The following is a 17,224-nucleotide window of genomic DNA, read 5'->3' as shown; positions in this document are numbered from 1 at the left end:
TGTCTTTGTCTTACCTACCAGCTATTTCGTTTCACGATGAAGAGTATATTTTTTTAGACGAGGGGAATATTTCTTTAGCTCTAGGCGTTCGGGATTATTTCTTTTATTTTTTGTTGTAATGTAGGTACGATCTCCAGATTCTGTGCATTGCAGGATAACTGTTACTCTCATTGGTTAAATCCTCCTGATCATTTCTATTTATTCATCCTGGCTACTAAGTGTCTCGACAATAACATCACTTGTTGGCAATGGATCTTTCAACGTATTCCAGTCTGCATGCAGCTCTTCATTTGTTAAAAGGCAAGCATCTAAAGACCGGATGATATTGCCTTGATCCAGATTAAATCCAATACATACAAGCTCATTGATACGATCTCCGAATTGAGGGTCCCATTCTTCAGCCCATTCAGGGTCTTCCGCCAGTATCTGCTGCTTCTCTTCTTCGGGTAAAGCCGACACCCAATAGCCCGCTGACTCCAATTGAATCGATGGACCTGCCTGACTAATCGTCAAAGCTATGTCATTACGGGTAGCAACCCATAGGAAACCCTTTGCTCTCACTACATCTTCAGGCCAATCCTGAAGCCTTTTATATAATCTCTCAGGGTGAAACGGAATTCTTCGGCGATAGACAAAAGAGGAGATTCCGTATTCTTCCGTCTCTGGCGTATGGCTTGGCTTTTGTAATTCTTGTAACCATCCAGCCGATTGGCTTGCTTTTTCAAAATCGAACAGCCCTGTATGAAGAATTTCTTTAGGATCGACCTTGCCATAGGAGCTTCGAATGAATTTTGCCGTTGGCTGAAGCTTACGAAGAATTTGCTCCAAATGCTGTACATCCTGTTCTTTAACCATGTCACATTTATTTACGATTAAAACATCACAAAACTCAATTTGGTCAATTAGCAATTCGACGATTTCACGCGTGTCTGTTTCATCCACTGCATGGCCGCGCTCCAATAAGCTTTCTCCTGAGGAAAAATCATGCCAAAAACGGTTCGCGTCCACTACCGTCACCATTGTATCCAGCCGGCACATACGCGAAAGATCTATCCCCATTTCTTCGTCTACATACGTGAAGGTTTGCGCTACTGGCAACGGCTCTCCTATTCCGGTGGATTCAATCAGGATGTAATCATAGCGATCCTCATTGACTAGCCGTTCGACCTCCACTAATAAATCTTCACGTAGCGTACAGCAAATACAACCGTTCGACAGCTCCACAACCTTCTCGTCTATTCTAGAAATCCCACCGCCATTCCTTATCAGATTGGAATCGATATTCACCTCGCTTAGATCGTTTACAATGACCGCTACACGAAGGCCCTCTCGATTGTGTAAAACATGATTCAAAATAGAAGTCTTACCCGCTCCAAGATATCCGCTTAATACAGTAACCGGAACCTGCTTTTCACCCATATGTAAGTACCCTTCTTTCGTACAGGTATAGAAGATAATAGATAGCATGCTAGAATCAAATCGTAATGATTACGATTTAACCAATATACTACTGCACTCACAGCAACAAGTCAATACAAATAATAATCATTACGATTTACAAACGATAGATTTGTTATAAAAACTAGCCAATCGCGTAAAGCAAAAGACTTCCAGACTAACGGAAAAAGCCTGTAACAACAAGTTTTTTGCTGTTACAGGCTTCCAAAGAATAGCGCTACATTTCGATATCGTTATTCAACAGATAAGATAGAATCTTTCTACATAGTCAGGCTCGCAGAAGTAGCTTTACTTACCTTAATCAAATCAGCGGGATTAAGAAAGATCTGCAAACCCCTTTTACCAGCACTAATACTAATTAGCTGGAGACTGAGAGCTGACTCGTCAATAAATAGTGGGTAATTTTTTTTGGTGCCTAGAGGTGAACACCCGCCCCGTATGTATCCCGTTAACTCTAGTACTTCTTTCATTGGCACCATTTCTACCTTCTTATTCTTACTAACGGCAGCCAGTAATTTTAAGTGAAGCTCCTTATGGGCAGGAATACAAGCCATGATAACCCCGGTCTTATCACCACGAAGTACCAGAGTTTTAAAAACCTGCTCTACTTGTAAATCAACCTGCTGAGCTACATGTTTCGCGTTTAAATGCTCCTCATCCCATTCGTACTCATGCACCGTATAGGGAACCTTATGTTTATCTAGCAAACGACAAGCATTTGTTTTATTGCTCATATCATTACACTTCCTTATAAGGGTTACCCTTATTATAACGCATGTAAGAATTTCCTTTATTCGATTTGCCTCTTTAGTTAATAGGTCTCTTTGTAAAAAGTAGTCAATAGCCCTACTGTTTGTCCCCTATACGCTTTCTATCTATCATTTTCTTGCTATCAAAACCCATTGTAATCCCATCGCAATCACTAAAATACCACCTGTAAGATAAGGTAACATCACCGGGGTCATTCCTTGTTCTAGCAATATTCCATTTGTCATGGTCCCAATGGAACCAGCAAGATAATTAATAGAGCTTAACAGGGCAATGGAAATAGTAGCATGCTCTGGACTGATTTCTACTAGTGTTTTTTGCTGGGTTGCTAAGGCCGCCCAGCCACTAGCCCCCCACAGCATCAAGACGATAGCAAGTATGGCTGACAGGGAATGAATGCTGCCCATTATGATAAAAGATACTAGCATCACGATTAATAAGTACATTAATATAACTCTGGGTTTCTTATAAAAATCCATAAGATAACCAATGATAAAGCTCCCAGCAATGCCACCGATCCCCCACATCCAAATAAACACAATCGATTGCTCAAATCCATATGCCCTAATAATAAGATCTAGGTACGTATATAAGCCTAAACTGCAAAAGCTAAGGAGCACCGTTATCATCATAACAAGCTTTATATCTTTATTTTTAAACATACGCACTCGTTCTCTGAGTGTCGGCAAACTATTTGATTGTACCTCTGGGAACTTCCACCATACAGCTACGATTCCTAATACACCAATCCATACAATAAACCACATAGTCATCCGCCATTCAAAGATAGCGGAAATATAAATCCCCAAAGGTACGCCTATTACCGTTCCCGCACTCATGCCTAGCAAGATTGTACTTAACGCCCTCCCCCTTTGCTTTTCCTCAACTAAGGAAACGGATGCTGATGAGGCTAATGGCGAGTATAGCCCTGCCCCTATCCCCGCTAGTCCTCTTGAAATCAATAAAAGGATAAACTGATGCGTAACCGCAGTAATAAAATTAGCAAGTGTGAATATTGATAAAGCCGTTACTAATGTATATTTCGCATTTGTTTTGCTCATGAAGGTTGCAAATACAGGAGCTGCAATCACATAGCATAAGGTAAATACGCTAACAGTTTGTCCTGCGACCCCAATAGATACACGAAAGTCTTCAGCGATACTAGGTAAAATTCCAGCCATAACATAAGCATCCACACCTAGTGCGAACATACCCAACAGCAATAAATATATCCTTCTCAATGGTAATCACCCTTTTTCTTTGATGTCCAATTCTTATCCTATCGGGTATAGTCATATTAGTGAAATTAATAATATGCATAGAAGGTATGAGGATAACTTATGACGATAGCTAGATATGAGGTATTACAAAAGGTTGTTGAGCTAGGGAATTTTACACGAGCTGCTGAACAGCTTAACATGACTCAATCAGCAGTCAGCCATGCTATTGCGAGTTTAGAAAAAGAGTTTGGCTATCCTTTGCTACACCGAAATAAGCAAGCAGAAATTAGCCGGACTGCATTTGCTGATCGAATCCTGCCGCATATACAGCAGATTCTCAAGAGCGAGGCTATTATTAAGCAGGAATTATCGATTCAAAATAATCAACTCGAAGGCACTCTAAAAATCGGGGCCTTTACAAGCGCGGCATCACAGATCTTACCCGCCATGCTGGCCAATTTAAAAAAGACCTATCCTTGTGTAAAAGTCATTTTATTTGAGGGCACATATGGGGAAATCATGGAGTGGATTGTAAACGGAACCGTAGATATTGGCTTTATTGTTGATGCTCCTATCAATCACCGTTTGAACGCGATACCCGTAAAGAAAGATGAATTAGTCTTGGGTTTGCCTAAAAACCACACCCTTTGTCAGCACAAAGTCGTCGATATTAAAGAAATAGCTGGTATGGACTTTATCATGCCAAAAGGCCCTTATCAGACATTAGTTTTAGAAAATTTAACCGCTCATCAGGTACGTCCCCATGTCATTTTAGAGGTTCTCCATTGTGAAACGATCGTCAACATGGTCTCTCAAGGTATCGGGATTACGATGGGGCCTGAGCTATTTTTCAAATCGCATAAGAATATTGAAATAAGGAAGGTAAAGCAAAAGAAATATCGTCAAATCTACTTGGCTTTTAAAGAAGTAACACCTATTGGTAATGCCTTTTGTCTATGTAATCAGTTACAGCATGCGTAATATGTCTATCCTGATTTCCCCTCTCTTCCTATCGTTTGTCACAAAATTGGTTGCTTGATCGTTATATGTGCAAACCGAAACAAGGAGAGGATTTGCATGTAGGAAGTAACTTGTATGGTTGTTGGTGAAGGTTATGCTGGTATTAATGCTATCAAAGCCATTCGGAAGGCCTTTGCAAAAAGCCAATTCTTACAACTTTCGCCTGATTCTGATTGATAAACAGCCCCACCACCTGCGAAAGGTATTACTGTTCAAACCCGCTGCATGTATGAATTACAAACGAGGTACTGAATTCCTATGGGTTTTACCACAGATCAACTAAGCCGTTTCCTAAATAAAAATGCCACTCGTAAGGCATCCGCTAGACGTCCTTAGAGTGGCACTATTTTTAGTACTGTACCATTTGATTATTTCTTCTCAGGCATTTTATGTACTACTTGTTCAAGCAGTACTGCAATTTCCGCTCTTGAAGCAGGAGCAGTTGGATTGAGGTTTTTGCCGTCTCCTTTTACAATCCCTTCTGCCACTAATGCACTGATAGCTTCCTTCGCGTTATTTTTTACTTGATTAGAATCGGCAAAGCGATTCAGCCCAGCCGCTTCACCCTTTTTCAGCTCCATACCGGACTTAATCATGGCCTGATACAAGATAACCATTAGATCTTGTCTTGTAATAGGCGTATCTGGATTGAACGGTTCACCCTCGAAGCCCTGAATGATTCCTTGATCCTTCAAGCTTGTTATTGCCCCTGAATAATAGCTATTTTGTGGGACATCAGGGGTATTTCCTGCCACATCTGGCTTCAGATCAAACATTCTCATCACGATGAGAGCAAAATCTCCGCCCTTCATTGCCGCTTTTGGAGTAAATGTGTGATTAGAGGTTCCTAAAATGATTCCCTTAGAATTCAACAGCTCGATTGAGTTTTGCGCCCACTTATGGTTTTTCAAATCATCAAACGTTCTTGTTGTCGAATTGCCTTCTTTTTCGACTTTAGCAGAATTTTGGGTTCCTTGGTTGTTTGTTGGTGTTGGCGTTGGCGCTGTTGTTGCAGTTGTTGTTGCTGGTGTTGCCGTGTTTTTGTTTTGATCCGTATCTTTGTCTCTCTCTTTGTCCCTGTCTCTATCTCTATCTCTGTCCTTGTCTCTATCTTTAACCTTATCCGTCTCTTTATCTGGTTCCTTCTCTTTATCCCTCTCCGGTTCCTTATCTCTATCTTTCTCCGGTTCTTTATCTCTGTCTTTCTCCGGCTCTTTATCTCTGTCTTTCTCCGGTTCCTTATCTCTGTCTCTCTCCGGCTCTTTATCTCTGTCTTTCTCCGGTACTTTATCTCTATCTTTCTCCGGTACTTTATCTCTATCTTTCTCTGGCTCTTTATCTCTGTCTTTCTCCGGTACTTTATCTCTATCTTTCTCTGGCTCTTTATCTCTGTCTTTCTCCGGTACTTTATCTCTATCTTTCTCTGGCTCTTTATCTCTGTCTTTCTCCGGTTCTTTATCTCTATCTTTCTCTGGCTCTTTATCTCTGTCTTTCTCCGGCTCTTTATCTCTGTCTTTCTCCGGTTCCTTATCTCTGTCTTTCTCCGGTTCCCTATCTCTGTCTTTCTCCGGCTCTTTATCTTTATCTTTCTCCGGCTCTTTATCTTTCGCCTCGCCATCTGTACCTACATCTACATCCGGCTTGTTTTCTTTTTCTTTGTCAGCAACCGATTTTACCGCTATCTTTAATTCTTTTGCACCTTCTTGAAGGGCATCGAATGTAATCTTGCTTCCTTGAGCGTTTACCTTATAGGCATATGCTATTCCGTAATCTGCTGCTAGGCGATTTGCTACCTTCTGGGCAACAGCCGTGGCATCATCATTTGCCTCTACCGGAACAGCAATTTGCTTATTGATTTTGCCATCAGCGACATGGATAACAAGATTTCCCGCTGTATCTGCACCTGTATTTATTTGAGTGCTTAACTTAGCCTTTTGTCCAACAAATCCAAAGGTTCCTTCCGTTCTCGTCTCCAGCTCGCCCCATGTCAGCCCTTCAACCGCTGAGCCATTTCCATTATCTACTACATTAAGAATGACATTAGCGCTGTTGCCTGTTCCTGGCTTTTGCTTCATGATAATTCCCGCTGGTGACGCGGAAGTGATAACTTCATAATTTCTGCCCTCAGGATGATGTAATAGAGCTGCTTTCAGCACACTTTCTATTTCGGCCAGCACATCTTTATTCTTCCAGCCCACATATAGCTTGTGGTTTAATGCTAATTTGCGTCCTAAGTAGTCAACTGTATTTACTTCCTCATTATTGATGTACATTTGTAACACCAAAAGAGCCGTTCCAGGTCCATTGATGGGTTGTCCATTCGAGCCTGTGACATCTCCAGACAAAGGTAAGAAATATTCACCAAGCACCTCGGTCGTATCTCGTCCTTGCCTCTCGACAGCTACATCACTCATCGTAACTCCCACATTTACCGTCGGTTCAATCTTCGCATCAACCTTAACGTTAACTTGTGCCTTGACACCGTTACCTTTTACTCCATCAGGAAGATTCATCAGCGCTCCCGTTATCGTAAATGCCTGTTCCTTAGTATTACCTTTTTCATAGCTAATGTGATGTAAATCCCACTGCACATCTGCCTTGATGCTAGTACCATCAGATAATACGACTGTAACTTGCTTTGGCAGGTGTAGCGCTTCTAGTGAAGCATTCGTACCGCTAACGATTCCGGTAATGTCTGCTATCGGATTCAACGACTGCACATAACGCATTGCGTTAACTGAGAGATTAGCAATTACCTTTTCACTAGGTTGAGCAACACCGGCTGGCAAGTGAACTAGTGTGCCCTTAACCTCCACTGCTTGTTGTTGTTCATTGGCTGGGTCATAATTTGAAGCCGTTAGCTCCCATGTGACATCCACTTTTTCCTTTTTCCCGTTACTTAACGTCACATTTACTTGCTGCGGCAGATAAAACGCAAGTGCTGTTTTGCTAATGCCGTTAGGTACTTGTGCCACCTGTACAGGATCAATCTTTGTAACCTGAACGGCAGCATCAACTTTTACCCTCGCCTCCGCTTGTACTCCATTTGGATTTTGTAAACCAGCCGGAATATTTTTTACTGTACCAGCCACGGTAAAAGTCTGCTCCGCTGTATTGCTAGGGTCATACGTACTGCCATCTACATTCCATTCGATTGGCACCTGAGCCTTGCTACCGTCACTCAATTCGACTTCTATTTGTTCAGGCAAGCCTAGTGCTGCTTCTGTTTTTTTTGTACCATTCAAAACATTATTGATTGCTACAGGCTCAAGCTTAGTGATTGTACGTGCATCTTTGAAGGTAACATTTATTTTGGCCTTAACAGCATTGCTATTAGCAATTCCCGCAGGCAAACCAGATCGACTCCCCAAATTACCTAAGAATTGAACCGTATGGGCACTCGGATTGTTTTCGTCATAATCTCCATGTTCCCAAGAAACATCAACCGATTGGGTCGTGCTATCATCTAAGACCACATCTACGCTATTTGGCAAACCCAACTGATAAAAGCTTGTGCCATTTTCTTTTTCGAGAATATCAGCTAACGGATTCACACTCTTGATCTGCTTTGCTGCAGACACTGTTATTTTCGCTGTCGCTTTCATATTCTTGGTGTTCGTTATGCCTTCTGGAAGTGCTGAGCTCCAAGAAGTTTCACGTAACGTTCCCACAGCCGTGAATGTTTGACTATTCACCTCGTCAGGATTGTACTGGTCATAATTCCAACGAACGTATAATTCTACTTTTTTACCGTTGCTTAATTGAACCGTGACATTACTTGGTAAACTAAAATGATATGCAGGTGTCCGATTCGGGAAAGTTGATTCTGAAATGTCTTCTACCGATTCGATCTCGATCGTGGTAGCTTTTAGTTTTGGGTCTGTATCTTCTGGATTTGGCTGAGGTGTTGGAGTGATCGCTGGATCTGGTCCTTCTTCATTCTGAGTTTCGTCGGGGTCGATCTGACTTGTGCTTTTTTCAGTCTGAATCGCTGAGCTATCCACCACACCTGGTTCAGTCTGAGGTAACTGGCTGCTCATTGTATCTAAGATTTGTCCAGTTTGAGTACCCGAGCCGCTCATTATACTTTCACTTTTTGTCCCTAATTTAGAACCATCCTTTTTATCCTCTACGGTCATTTGCTTCGCTTCTTGTCCGTCTTGTATCAGATTCTGCTCTACTGCCGCAGACACATAAGACGGTAACCCTAAAGACGTCAAAAGACTCGTAGAAACTAGAACATGAAAAATCGCCTTTTTCTGTATCATTTTGTTTACTCCCCTGTTTAATATCAACAAAGAACCATGATAATGATAATTATTATCAATTAATTTCAAACAAATTATTCAATATTTTTTAAAATCTGTCAATCCCTTTTTAGAAATGAAACTTTACATAGCACTTACCTTACCAATATGTATCAGTTCACCAATGATCTATTATTTACAGTCATACGATCAGATTTTGATATCTTCTTCTGCGCAAAAGCAGGCACGCGTTGAAACAATTGGTCTAGACTAAACAAATAGGTGTACGAACCGCTGAGCAATAAACCAAAAGCACTGGTATAAAGAACGAGACTAAGTAGATTCATGTTACCTGACAAAATGAAATTGATATGCATAAATAAACAAATAAGAATGCTTGGCAGCGTACACAAACCAACAATCAACAGAATGCCTATTACAATTTGGACAACCGGAATCACATAATTATAAAAATCAACATAAGGAATACATAAGTGCTTGATAAACTCCTTGTAAAACTCGGGTACATTCGGTTTCGTTAGCGCCGCTTCTAAATAGTCCTGCAAAAACACACTCGGCTCCCGAAACCAGCCCTTATCAGTAATCTTGGTCACCCCAGCTAACAACCACCCTCCTCCAAAAGCCATTCGCATTAGAACAACAAGAAAGGGAAAAATGTACTGCTTGAAAGAATGAGAAAAATTCATTCAGTAAGACTCCTCACCATTTTTAATTGAAAACGATTATTATTATCATTATTTTGGTCATAATTGTCAAGGCTTGTTTTCCTTGCTAAATGGGGCCTCTTTTGCAATATTTTTGGAATATATTAGGCTGTAAAAAGACCAAGTGGGGATTATGTTTTCTCAATCGATATATAGATAACGGAGTCATTACTCGGGGTATGGGTATGTTATTTTTTGTTCACTAGCCGTTTTATAAAGGGAGGATTACTTATCTAAAATACATGCTTCCAAATCCCTGAAACATTTAATATTTAGTCTTTCGTTTGTATTTATATGCAACAAAAAAGTCGAGGCTATACAGGATGAATTTCCTGTTTTCCACTCGACTTGTCAGCAACAAATTAAGGATAAAAATTGATATTTTGAGCTTGCGTCATAATAAAAAACGGAAGTCTTTTATACTTCTTACCAATTACAAATAATTTTCTCCTCACAATGCACCAATACACTTGCTTTTAGCAGTTAAGTATCACACAACACGTCTGGGATCTTTAATCAAAATCCCACGCTTGGCATAAAAGCGAGCAAATCCTTCACAGCTAAGATGCACATTTTCCTGACTAGCAACTGTGTTTCCAGACGGATTGTGGAAGATGAGCTCCCGACGCTTAGCATCTCTTCCGAACACATACACCAGATGCCCCCCTTGGTTGGGCGGTGTCATCTCTGGCGTTCGAATCGTAGGGTGGACGGAAGCCATGTACACATAGCCCTGATCAAGCAGATCATAAATCTCTTCAATGGGTGTATGCTCCTTCACCTCAGCTTGGAGCCCATATTTTTCGGCTATAAAAGACACAAACGGACGGTAGAACAAGCCTTTAATACTCCCATCCTCCTGAACCAGATATCCACCATAATCCCGGCACTGCTTCATCAGTTCAAGCGTTGGAATAATTCGATCGTGCCAATCGGCAAGCAGCATTTTTAAACAAGCCATCCCGCAAATATGGAAGCTCCACCGTGCATACTCATCCCGATCAATTGCTCCAGACAAGTGCCATAAGGGATCAGCAGCAGAATGTAATTTGCCGGATAAAAAATCTGAAACTAACTGACGAGACTCCCATTGCGAAAAGTAAGGTACTGTCCTCATGTTCATCCCTGCTTTCTATTGATGCTGTTTCTGTTACTCTATTTATTTCATAGAGAGAGCTTCGGAAGCAACTGTATTTTTAATGGGGCACTTTATTTTTATTATGTAATTTTTTTTACTGAACTAAAATGCTGTTGTTGAGACTAAAGGTAACCATTCATCCAAAAGGGTAATCAATTATTTTTAAAAATTTCTTTCATTACTCTAAGGGATTATTCTTTTTTTCTAACGCATTAGAAAGTTCTTTTAGTACTTTTACAAGCTCATCATTTCCCTTTTGTTTAATGAAATTCCTTTGTCGAAGAATCTGAAGAATATTCAGCAAAAAATAAACGCCAAAGCTTATTAAAAATATCTTCAACATATACTCAACTATGAATATGATCATCTTCTCAACCACTCCTTGAAAAAAATAGATATATTAAGTTCCTCTGCAGAATATATAGCTGAACAAGCAGAAATGTAAAACGTCTTTCTCATCTAAGAGAGGCGCTTTTTATATTCAAAAATAAAGGGGCTACAGTTCCCTATCCTAATTTGAAAGGGATAAATCATGATAATAAAAGCACAAACGTCCGAATTTAGATTCAGACGTTTGGTTTACTTTTTATAATCTAAAGATGTTTTTTTAAATAGGGGAATATAGGTAATTTGCTAGCTCTTCTCAAAACCTGCATTACCTTTTCCTTATTGGTGGTTCTCCCTTCAACGTGAAGAAGTGGAATCATTTTGGTACATAAGTCTTCTAAATCGGGAATGGAAGCACCAGCCTCTACAGCGGATTTTACATGACCATGATGCTCTCTTAGTACATCTAAAATCTGATTGGTCTGGTTCTCATTTAACCCTTCTGAAATAACATAATCCCACAAGGCAAACGTTTCTGGGTCTACTGCAAACTCCCTCATCAAGTTTAGATAAAACTCTAACCTTTCTACCCTTTGTTCCAAAGTCTCTTTAGTCATTTGCTTTATCCCTCTTTAAGAGTCTTTATAACAAAACTTCAACTACAATGCTGATGCAATCCTTTTTATATATCGTTAGGTGTTAAAGAGCGTACATTTACCCTTGCCTTTACAGCACTCCCTTTTGTTCCAGCAAATCTAAGTCTATACTCGCCCTCGCCGTAATATTTATTTGTTTTTGGAACCACATACTCAGCTACTTCACCAGCTTTCACAGGCTCGATACCCCAAATTTCTGTACCGTCCTCGGAAAGAAGTTCTAGCCGGAAACTTTTGCTCCCCGTATTCTCCACGTGTATTCGTAGGTGTGGGTACTTGCCATTATGAGAAGAGTAATCGAAAACAAAGGAACCTTGACCAGATTTATAACTGACGTCCTCATCTTTGGCGATTGAAACGTAAGGTGCTATTGCGTTTCCATCAATATTTCCTTTACTTGCTACAGCATTAGAAACCTTTGGCTTCGTAATATGATCAGAATTAACATTAGTAGAAACTTCTTGTGAAACGGTAGAAGCACTTGGATGGGCGTTAGCACCGGTGACTACTACAGCTGTAATGAATAACGCAACAGGAACGGAATATAAATTTCTTATTTTTTTCATTGTTTTTATCTCCCTTCCCTTTGTATAAGTGTATTTTACCAAAAATATAATCATTTTACATTATTAGGGATATTTATTATTCTAGTTATCTTCAATGAATAGCTGAACACGGCTCATTCGTTCTAAAATGGTTTCCGTCGTACAACTTATCACATGTGAGACAACTACTTTTTTAATGAATCAGCTTGGAGAGAAAGTGGACTAACTAAGTAAGGAAACAATTTGTTTGGTATTAAAGGAACAGGCTATATCTTGGGAGCTGGCTGATCGGTAAGGATTGTAAGTAGAAGGAACCGAGGAATAGCAGAAAACGCTAAAAGAAGCTAAACCTCTGTTATCAGGGTAGCTTCTTTTATAATGTCCATGTGCGATATGGCTTTAGAAAAGGATGCTAGAAAAAATTAATAATGTAGTGGATAACAGGTGTTATCGTTTTTTATTTTTCCTATTTACAACTATTATTCATATAATGACAATCAGAATGACACCAAGAATTATTAAACCAGAAACGCCGAATCCTGACATTGGGTTCTCTCCTCTCAAAAAAATAGTTACTTTCTAACATAATATAACTATTTTATACTTATTTTGTTTTATTTTCCACTATCTACAATTTCAAGAGTTCCTGAATTATTTTTTACAGTGCTAGATGGAGTGATTGCATAATAGGCAACTGAAGCTTGGAAATCTCGATCGAAAGTATATTCGAAGGAATTAATCAAAAAATTAAGAGTAGACAAACTATCTAAGAAACAGAAACTATACTAAAGCTTATCTACGAAAGGAAGCGAAGAGCTTTCACTTTCAATTTTCAAAAAAAACCTAGACAAAAAAGAACCTGACTCTGCCAATAAAGCGGAGTCAGGCTAATAATTTTAGGTACCATCTTTATTTTTTAGAAACTAGCTTATTGTCTGTTGCTAATTTCCATGTGTAGGCTTGAAATAAAGTTTAATCAAAAGTATGCTGCAAACGTTGATTTTATATATAGAAGAAACCCACACACTTTGAAAAAAGATTAATCAAAATGTATGGGTTGGATTTTAGTTAATATGAAGTTTTTATAAAAAATATTGATCATTTTATAAACTTTTAAACCAATCTTCTCCTTTAGTATTCCTTTGATTATCAATCAAATATATTTACTGTAGTTGGGGCTTTCTCAAAAAATTCATCGTTTAATTAAGAAACAAGATTTTGTCCTAAGGCTCCTAACAGTAGTTCTAAAAAAGCTGTAATTATTCTTTTCAAATCATTATTAGGTTGCAATTCTAATAACTTTAAAAATGCAGAGAAATATTCTGAATCAAACAAACAAACTTGATCAGCTAGCTTTTTGTTTAAAGCAATTTCTGGTGAATATAATTTATCGCCAATTTCAATTTTGATTTCTTTAGAAAATATTTCACATAGAGTATCTTCATCAATATCAAAATTTTCAAGATACTTTAATGTACTTTGTCTACGATGTTCTAAGCTTGAAGAAATGATCTCTTCAAAATTCCCTTTAACGAACACATTAATTCTTTTTGATTGAAAATTATCAGGTAACCATTGAGTAGCAATTTGAGATTGCAAATCAATTTTAGCTAGCCGTTCTCTAAAAACTTCTCGTTCTTCTTCTTTCGAACCTTTAAATATATCTAAGGCGAATCTCCCCCCGAAGGTAACCCATATCCTAACTCTGCACCAGCTCCGAAAAAGAAGCCTAATTTTTTCTTTTGTTCCAGCTCCAAACCCCTCTGCTAAAAATTCAAATAAACATTTGTTGAATGAAGCCTTGTTTTTGCAATTTATAAAATTCATTTTTTTGAATTTCTAATTCAATTTTTTTATCTAAAGAAAGTAAAAAATTAGCTATTTTAGCTTGTTCTAATAGACTTGGAAGGTAAAAGTATTCTTTTACGATATTTTTTGAGGTTATGCCTAGTTGTGCAGAACCTGTTACTAGTCTTTTTAAACGCTTTCTAAAAGGAACTGAATGGAATTGAAAATGTGCGAATAAAGGATTACATATTTTTTCATCTACTTTTACTAAATAAACATGATCCCCTAATACATATTTGTTATTTTTTGGTACATATGCCGTCAAACCAATAATTTTACCTCCCCCTATATCATCTTTTGGCATAACCAAACTCCCCTGACTAATTAGAGCTGTAGAATGATTGGTAAACTTATTAGAAATTATTTTCCCCTCGTTAGAAATAGCACCCATATCCATCACAGTGAACTCTCCTTGTTGCTCAATAAATTCATTTTGACTTTTACCTGTAGAAAACTCCATGAATTCATTTATTTCGATTTTTCTCCATTCACTAACTTGCGTAGGATTAAAAATTCTTGACATCAAACTCTTTTTCTTTTCTTTTAGCAAATCAATTTTTTGCTGTTGAAGTTGGATTTTTTTATCTAGAGTTTTAAAGAAGTAACCAATTTTTTGTTGTTCTTCAATTATTGGACAGTAAAACTCAAAATTTTCTACGTTACCTTTGGATATGTTCTGTACTTTGGTTCCAGCTCCTCTTTTGCTGAAGTATTGCTGACATCGATTAATAGCCATAGATAAAAAATAACTATCAGTGTTATTATTTGGCTTTATTTCAGCAACACGCTGATTTAACACATACTTATTGTTTTCTGGAATTTGTGCTGTCATTCCTAATAATCCTGGTGATTGCTCGCTTAATATCATAACAAGAGTACCTTTACTCAATGTGGGTACTTCTTTATCGATATATTTTCTTGAATCAACTAGATTACCTGCCATATCAACAGATTTCAACGTCACTAATTGATATTTACCAGAAGATCTAACATCATTTTCATAACTGCCACCATTTGAATAACTAGAAGCTTCATTTAACTTACGCTCTTCCCAATCTCCAGTAAAACCACTAAATCTTAACTTTGGTACATTCACTCCCTACACCCCCAATTCTTTAAAGTATGCAGCTAGTTCTTCATCAACTTTTGCAATTTCTTCGTCGATCTCTTGAAGACGTTTTGCTACTGCTTCTAAATCAACTGGTTCTTCTTCTTCAAATGTGTCTACATAACGAGGGATATTTAGGTTATAGTCATTTTCTTTAATTTCATCTAATGTTGCTGCATAAGAATATTTGTCGATTGTTTCACGACTTAAATATGTCTCAACGATTTTTTCAACGTGTTCGTCTGATAAATGGTTTTGATTTTTACCTTTTTCAAACTCATTTGAGGCATCGATAAAAATTACATTGTCGTCGTGTTTACGACATTTTTTGAATACTAAAATACATGTAGGAATGCTTGTACCGAAGAAAATATTCGCTGGCAAACCGATTACCGCATCTAAATAGTTTTTCTCTTCGATTAAATATTTACGAATAACACCTTCTGCAGCACCACGGAATAGGACACCATGCGGTAATACGACTGCGAATGTACCGTTATCATCTAAATGATGAAGAAAGTGTTGTACGAATGCGAAGTCAGCTTTTGATTTTGGTGCAAGTTTTGCGTAATTACTAAAACGTTCATCATCTTGGAATTTGTCATCAGCACTCCATTTTGCGCTATATGGTGGATTGGCAACAATTGATTCAAAACGTTTATCCATGTGCTGTGGTTCTTCTAACGTATCGGCATTTTTAATATCAAAGCGCTGGTATGGAATATCATGCAGCAACATATTCATACGTGCTAAGTTGTACGTTGTCGATACTTTTTCTTGGCCGTAGTAGTTATAAACTTTCGCTTCTTTACCTACACGTAGTAACAGTGAACCTGATCCACATGTACCGTCATAAACATCTTTAATTTCTGTTTTATCAGCTGTGACGATTTTCGCTAAAATGCGTGATACTTGTTGTGGCGTGTAAAATTCGCCGGCTTTTTTCCCTGCATTAGCAGCAAATTGTGAAATCATATATTCATAAGCATCGCCTAATACATCGATTTCCACATCATCTTGTAAAAATGGAATATCTGCAATATTCACAAGTACTTTCGCAATTAGTTCTGAACGTGCTTTTACAGTACGCCCTAATTTTGATGAGTTTAAATCCATATCATCAAATAAGTTTTCAAAGTCTTCTTGGCTATCTGCACCCATTGTAGAAGCTTCAATCGCTTTTACACCATTTTGAAGCATTTCAATATCAAAGTTACCATTCGCACCTAATTTGATTTCTTTTACGAATGTAGAGAATAAATATTGAGGTGTGATGACATAACCCAATTCATTAATTAAATACTCTTGTAAATATTCATGATATTCTTCATTTTCCCAAGCTTCCGCAAAGGTTAATTCATCTTCCGCAAGTAATGAATTTGCACGTGATTCTACTTTTTCTGATAAATAGCGATAGAAAATCAATCCTAAAATATAATCTTTAAACTCATAAGCATCCATTTGACCTCGTAAGTCATTAGCCATTGCCCATAGCTTCTTATGTAACTCAGCTTGCTGCTGGCGTTGTTTTTCACTTGTTGTCATCTATATGACCCCCTATTGTTCTGTAATCTTCACCATTTGATGATGAAGAAATAATTGTTCCAATGTATCTTTTTCTTTTAAAAGTGCTGACTTTTTCTTCTTTAATTGTGCTATTTGTCCAAGCTTTCGTTGCTTTTCAATGGTCGGAAGCACAAGCTCAATTTCTTTTACATTCGATAACTTCAATGAAGAAATAATACTTCCTTCTGTAAATAGCACAATTTGTTTTTGAATCGAAGGATGTTCATTAAATAACCACTCCATAAAATGCACATCTACTTCTTCCGAGAAGCCTATTTTCATAAAGTTATTTGTCAACAATAGACCTTGATATTCTGGAGGAAACCAAACAACCTTTTGCGTTAATGTATGCAGTACAAGGCTTTTCGTATCTGTTAATACTTCTTGTTTAATCTTCTCTTTTTTTACATAAATCGAGCAATCTTTTTCTTGAGAAATCCGATAATCGGTTCCAAGTAAATGATTGAACTCTTTTAATGTTACTAACTGCAGTTGAACACTGTCTTCATTCAAATTCGAAGTTTCAATCCGATTTGTAAAAACGCCTTGTGTGACTTCTGCACATTCTCTTAACTTCATCATATGACCTCCTCTCTGG

The 17,224-nt window shown here is 38.1% G+C and carries 14 protein-coding genes; 1 reads left to right on the top strand and 13 read right to left on the bottom strand.

Going from position 1 to position 17,224, the window contains the following annotated elements; genetic code table 11:
* Positions 1–21: 21 nt before the first annotated feature.
* The 4 genes from rpmG to GOP56_RS17300 all read right to left on the bottom strand — a co-directional run bounded on the left by rpmG (position 22) and on the right by GOP56_RS17300 (position 3,467).
* Positions 22–171, bottom strand: a complete 150-nt coding sequence (rpmG, locus tag GOP56_RS17315) for a 50S ribosomal protein L33 (protein WP_163246142.1) — start codon at positions 169–171, stop codon at positions 22–24.
* Positions 172–198: 27 nt separating this feature from the next.
* Positions 199–1,419, bottom strand: a complete 1,221-nt coding sequence (locus tag GOP56_RS17310) for a GTP-binding protein (protein WP_163246141.1) — start codon at positions 1,417–1,419, stop codon at positions 199–201.
* A 299-nt stretch (positions 1,420–1,718) separates the two neighbouring features.
* A complete protein-coding gene (ybaK, locus tag GOP56_RS17305; RefSeq protein ID WP_163246140.1) occupies positions 1,719–2,192 on the bottom strand; it encodes a Cys-tRNA(Pro) deacylase in 474 nt (157 codons plus the stop codon).
* 144 nt (positions 2,193–2,336) lie between these two features.
* Positions 2,337–3,467, bottom strand: a complete 1,131-nt coding sequence (locus tag GOP56_RS17300) for an MFS transporter (protein ID WP_163246139.1) — start codon at positions 3,465–3,467, stop codon at positions 2,337–2,339.
* Between the two features lie 99 nt (positions 3,468–3,566).
* Here GOP56_RS17300 and GOP56_RS17295 point away from each other — a divergent pair, with 99 nt between their 5' ends.
* On the top strand, positions 3,567–4,427 hold the full coding sequence (locus tag GOP56_RS17295; protein WP_163246138.1) for a LysR family transcriptional regulator: 861 nt from the start codon (positions 3,567–3,569) through the stop codon (positions 4,425–4,427).
* A gap of 407 nt (positions 4,428–4,834) precedes the next feature.
* On the opposite strand, the gene GOP56_RS17290 is transcribed toward GOP56_RS17295, so the two are convergent.
* From GOP56_RS17290 to GOP56_RS17250, 9 genes are all read right to left on the bottom strand, one after another.
* Positions 4,835–8,734, bottom strand: coding sequence for an Ig-like domain-containing protein (locus tag GOP56_RS17290; RefSeq protein ID WP_163246137.1), 3,900 nt, complete (start codon positions 8,732–8,734; stop codon positions 4,835–4,837).
* A 152-nt stretch (positions 8,735–8,886) separates the two neighbouring features.
* Positions 8,887–9,420, bottom strand: a complete 534-nt coding sequence (locus tag GOP56_RS17285) for a DoxX family membrane protein (protein WP_163246136.1) — start codon at positions 9,418–9,420, stop codon at positions 8,887–8,889.
* A 508-nt stretch (positions 9,421–9,928) separates the two neighbouring features.
* Positions 9,929–10,555 carry a C39 family peptidase gene (locus GOP56_RS17280; RefSeq protein WP_163246135.1) on the bottom strand — a complete coding sequence of 209 codons (627 nt, stop codon included), beginning with the start codon at positions 10,553–10,555 and terminating at the stop codon, positions 9,929–9,931.
* Between the two features lie 614 nt (positions 10,556–11,169).
* Entirely contained in the window at positions 11,170–11,520 is a 351-nt protein-coding gene (locus tag GOP56_RS17275; protein ID WP_163246134.1) for a DUF1878 family protein, read from the bottom strand.
* Between the two features lie 65 nt (positions 11,521–11,585).
* Positions 11,586–12,125 (bottom strand): hypothetical protein, encoded by a 540-nt coding sequence (locus tag GOP56_RS17270; RefSeq protein ID WP_163246133.1) that lies wholly within the window; start codon positions 12,123–12,125, stop codon positions 11,586–11,588.
* Between the two features lie 1,182 nt (positions 12,126–13,307).
* On the bottom strand, positions 13,308–13,931 hold the full coding sequence (locus tag GOP56_RS17265; protein WP_254068442.1) for a hypothetical protein: 624 nt from the start codon (positions 13,929–13,931) through the stop codon (positions 13,308–13,310).
* A complete protein-coding gene (locus GOP56_RS17260) occupies positions 13,879–15,048 on the bottom strand; it encodes a restriction endonuclease subunit S (protein ID WP_163246132.1) in 1,170 nt (389 codons plus the stop codon). Before GOP56_RS17260 ends, GOP56_RS17265 begins: the two co-directional genes overlap by 53 nt.
* 3 nt (positions 15,049–15,051) lie before the next feature.
* The gene (locus tag GOP56_RS17255) at positions 15,052–16,605 is read right to left on the bottom strand and encodes a type I restriction-modification system subunit M (RefSeq protein ID WP_163246131.1); all 1,554 of its coding nucleotides are present in this window, start codon (positions 16,603–16,605) and stop codon (positions 15,052–15,054) included.
* A gap of 12 nt (positions 16,606–16,617) precedes the next feature.
* Entirely contained in the window at positions 16,618–17,208 is a 591-nt protein-coding gene (locus GOP56_RS17250; protein WP_254068440.1) for a restriction endonuclease subunit S domain-containing protein, read from the bottom strand.
* Positions 17,209–17,224: the final 16 nt, after the last annotated feature.

This window comes from Brevibacillus sp. 7WMA2, assembly GCF_010748895.1.
GTDB classification, from domain to species: Bacteria; Bacillota; Bacilli; order Brevibacillales; family Brevibacillaceae; genus Brevibacillus_B; species Brevibacillus_B halotolerans.
The sequence above is the reverse complement of the archived record's forward strand: the minus strand, read 5'-3'. Positions and strand labels throughout refer to the sequence as shown.